Source organism: Mycobacterium sp. NGS67 (genome assembly GCF_059812185.1).
In genome coordinates, this window is record NZ_JCALCF010000099.1 from 1 (window position 1) to 327 (window position 327).

1 protein-coding gene is annotated in these 327 nt (G+C 63.9%); it reads right to left on the reverse strand.

Features of this window, described 5'->3' with window-relative positions:
* A partial coding sequence (locus AC5Y4D_RS27410) for a transposase (RefSeq protein WP_500038787.1) occupies positions 1 to 327 on the reverse strand: 327 nt, incomplete at both ends.

Here is a 327-nt window from a genome sequence, read left to right on the forward strand (position 1 = left end):
GCCGAGGGCGCCTTTGAGGTGCCGATTGCCGGGTCGGGGGTGGGCGGATTTGACCCGGCCTGCGGACTCGTTACTGCCGGGCACTACCCCGGCCCAGGACGCAAGATGACCGGCTGAGGGGAACACGCTCATGTCGGCGCCGGCTTCGGCGATGAACACATCAGCGACCACCTGAGACCAGCCCGGGATACTGATCAGCAGGTCCCGGGCGTACTGAAAAGGTGCGATTTGCTCCTCAATGCGGGCATCGAGTCGTGCGATATCGCTGCTGTGGGCATCGATACGGTCCAGGAAGAGCCGGGCCATGAACGCGTGATGTTCGGTGAA